Here is a 3,150-nt window from a genome sequence, read left to right on the forward strand (position 1 = left end):
CAATAAATACTGCGTATTCGGCTGCAGAAGTATATCAATCTGCATCGCTTAACTTTCCTGATATTCAATTAGCAGAATTAAGGAAACGAGTTCTCCAAAAGGAAATTGATATTGCGAAGTCTGGGTACTATCCTTCATTAAACCTGCAAACCGGCTTTGGAACCCGTTATTCAAATGGATCATTCGGAAATACAAGTTTTGCTACTCAGGTGCAGGACAACTTTAACCAGTTTATCGGCTTTGGCTTAAACATACCTTTGTTTAACGGATTCGCAACAAGGTCGGCTGTTAGAAGGGCTAAAATTAATTTGTTGAACGGAGAGGTAAACGAACAGCTTGCAAAAAACAACCTTAATAGGGTTATTAATCAGTCTGTATACGATTTAAGGGCTGCTGAGAAAAGATATTATTCAGCCCAGATCGCTTTCGAATCATCAAGAGAGGCTTTTAACGTAATAGAACAGAGATATGCGGTTGGCTTAGTAAATTCACTCGATTTTAATCTTGCCCAGACGAACTTAAACAAAGCCGAGTTCGATCAGATCCAGGCTCGTTACGATCTCATATTCAGAAGCAAGGTGATAGACTACTATCTTGGAAACCCAATAACCTTTTAATCAAAAAATTCCTTTATAAAATAGACATGGCAAAGAAGAACAATACGTTAAAATATGTGCTCATTGGAGCAGGGGTGCTTTTAGTAATAGCTGTTACCGGAAGCAAGCTAGGCTGGTTTGGTAAAAGTGAAACTGTTCAGGTTGCTGTAGAGAAAGCGGTCTCACGTACAATTGTTGAAACTGTTTCTGCAAGTGGAAAGGTTCAGCCTGAAGTTGAAGTGAAATTAAGTGCTGAGGTTTCAGGGGAGGTGGTTCAACTTCTAGTGAAAGAAGGTGATGTTGTTAAAAGAGGCCAGCTTTTATGTAAGGTTCGTCCGGATGTTCTGCAGTCTGGTTACGACCGTGCGGTAGCCTCACTAAACAGTCAGCGCGCTGCCTTAGCGGGTTCACAGCAATCATTAAAACAGGCAGAGGCTAACTTCGCCAACACCACAGCAAAATATAAAAGGAACCAGGAATTGTTTTCCAAAAAAGTTATTTCTGCAGCTGAATTTGATGCAGTTAAAGCGGAATATGAAGCGGCTCGCGCGAACTTGGGAGCTGTACGCCAAAATGTAGTAGGTTCAAGGTTTGGAGTCGACCAGTCTAATGCAGTAGTTAAAGAAGCAGGAGCAAATCTTGCTAAAACTACGATCTACGCACCAACAGACGGTGTGATATCAAAATTGTCAGTAGAACTAGGTGACCGGATTCTGGGTACGTCTCAAATGGCCGGTACGGAGATCATGAGGATCTCAAATCTTAGCTCAATGGAAGTTAGCGTCGACGTGAACGAAAGCGATATTAATCGTGTATCAGTAGGAGATATCGCAGAAATCGAAGTAGACGCATTCCAGAATCAAAAATTCAAGGGCGAGGTTACTGAAATTGCGAGTTCATCGAATGTTGTGGGAACATCGACTGATCAAGTCACTAACTTTACAGTTAAGGTGCGTATCCTGCAGGAATCTTATCAAAAGCTTCTTCGTGGAGACAATGCCAACCCTTCACCATTCCGTCCTGGTTTGTCGGCCACTGTAGATATACAAACAGAAGAATTCAAGGGGATTGCAGTTCCAATCCAATCGGTAACCACCCGGGAAGAAAAGAAAGAGGCAAAAACTGAGGGTCCGGGTGGAGCTCCTTCCTCCGAAAATGCTGAAAAGGAAAAGAAGAAAGATGCTGCGCCCATTAAGGAATATGTATTTGTATACAGTGGCGGTAAGGTAAAACAGGTTGAAGTAACAACCGGGATTCAGGATGATACTTATATTTTGGTGAAGACGGGGCTAAAGGGTAATGAAGAAATAGTATCGGGGCCATTTACTGCCATTTCAAAAGGTCTGAAAGATGGTGCGATGGTTGAAAAAGTGGATAAAGAAAAGCTTTTTGCTAACGAAGCGAAGAAGTAATTTCCGATAAATTATTAAATGTCCTTCCCCTAAAGCCAATGGTTTTGTGGGAGGGATTTTTAATTTAAAGAGTACCCTATTTCAATAGATAAAACATAATTTTACCGAATGAAAAAGAGTATAGCAATAGTAGGCGGAGGAAGTTGGGCTACAGCTATAGTTAAGATATTGGGGGATAACCTTGGGGAGAAAGAGGTCTTTTGGTGGATGCGGAATGCCGAAGCAATAGATCATATAAAAAAGTATAACCATAACCCGCATTACCTGAGTTCGGTTGAGATCAAAGTGCCCGACGGCCATATCAGTTCGGATTTAAGCTATATTATCTCGCAATGTGACATGGTTCTGCTAAATGTTCCAGCTGCATTTTTAAAAGAAGCTTTAAATGGCATCACTGCGGAGGATTTAAAAGGCAAAAAAATCATCTCGGCCATAAAGGGGATAGTGCCTGGAGATAACCTGATTATTGGGGAGTTTATGAATCGGCACTATAGTATACCGATTGAGGATATTTTAGTTATTAGCGGCCCATGTCATGCGGAGGAAGTTGCTTTGGAAAAATTGTCCTACCTGACCATCGCATGCCAGAATCTTCAGCTTGCTTGTGCTTTTGCTTCACTCTTGAACACCCGATATATCAAAACCAATATTTCAGATGATATCTACGGTACCGAGTACGCTGCGGTCCTTAAAAATATCTATGCCGTAGCAAGTGGTATTTGCCACGGTGTAGGTTATGGGGATAACTTCCAGGCCGTGCTTATTTCTAACGCAATTCGGGAAATAGATGCGTTCGTTCGGGCAGTTCATCCGATTGACCGGGATATAAAGGAATCCGCGTATTTAGGGGACCTGATGGTAACGGCCTACTCCCAATTTAGTCGGAACAGAACATTTGGTAACATGATAGGTAAAGGATATACCGTAAAATCTGCACAGCTGGAAATGAATATGATAGCTGAAGGATATTACGCGGTATATTGTCTTCATCAAATCAATAAGACTTATAAAGTACGTATGCCAATTTGCAGGGCGGTTTATGCGATACTTTATGAAAATCATTCCCCCCAAATTGAAATGAAATTGCTTTCGGAAGAACTGACTTGATTAGATAGGGGACCAGTTCATGTAGCAAAGACCGG

3 protein-coding genes are annotated in these 3,150 nt (G+C 41.5%); all 3 read left to right on the forward strand.

The genetic code is table 11. From position 1 onward, the window contains the following. Window positions 1-617, forward strand: a 617-nt coding sequence (locus tag WBJ10_RS08710; RefSeq protein WP_424289355.1) for a TolC family protein, incomplete at its 5' end; no start/stop codon positions are given. Between the two features lie 26 nt (window positions 618-643). Next, window positions 644-2,008, forward strand: coding sequence for an efflux RND transporter periplasmic adaptor subunit (locus tag WBJ10_RS08715; protein ID WP_424289357.1), 1,365 nt, complete (start codon window positions 644-646; stop codon window positions 2,006-2,008). Window positions 2,009-2,116: 108 nt separating this feature from the next. Then, window positions 2,117-3,115, forward strand: coding sequence for an NAD(P)H-dependent glycerol-3-phosphate dehydrogenase (locus WBJ10_RS08720; RefSeq protein ID WP_424289359.1), 999 nt, complete (start codon window positions 2,117-2,119; stop codon window positions 3,113-3,115). The last annotated feature ends 35 nt before the right edge of the window (window positions 3,116-3,150 follow it).

Origin of the sequence: Daejeonella sp. (assembly GCF_049655485.1) — a bacterium.
In the GTDB taxonomy this organism is placed as follows: Bacteria; Bacteroidota; Bacteroidia; order Sphingobacteriales; family Sphingobacteriaceae; genus Daejeonella.

Bases quoted from the DNA above. Each gene is read 5' to 3' on its own strand.
- WBJ10_RS08715 (WP_424289357.1), top strand. From the start codon at position 644: ATGGCAAAGAAGAACAATACGTTAAAATATGTGCTCATTGGAGCAGGG.
- WBJ10_RS08720 (WP_424289359.1), top strand. From the start codon at position 2,117: ATGAAAAAGAGTATAGCAATAGTAGGCGGAGGAAGTTGGGCTACAGCT.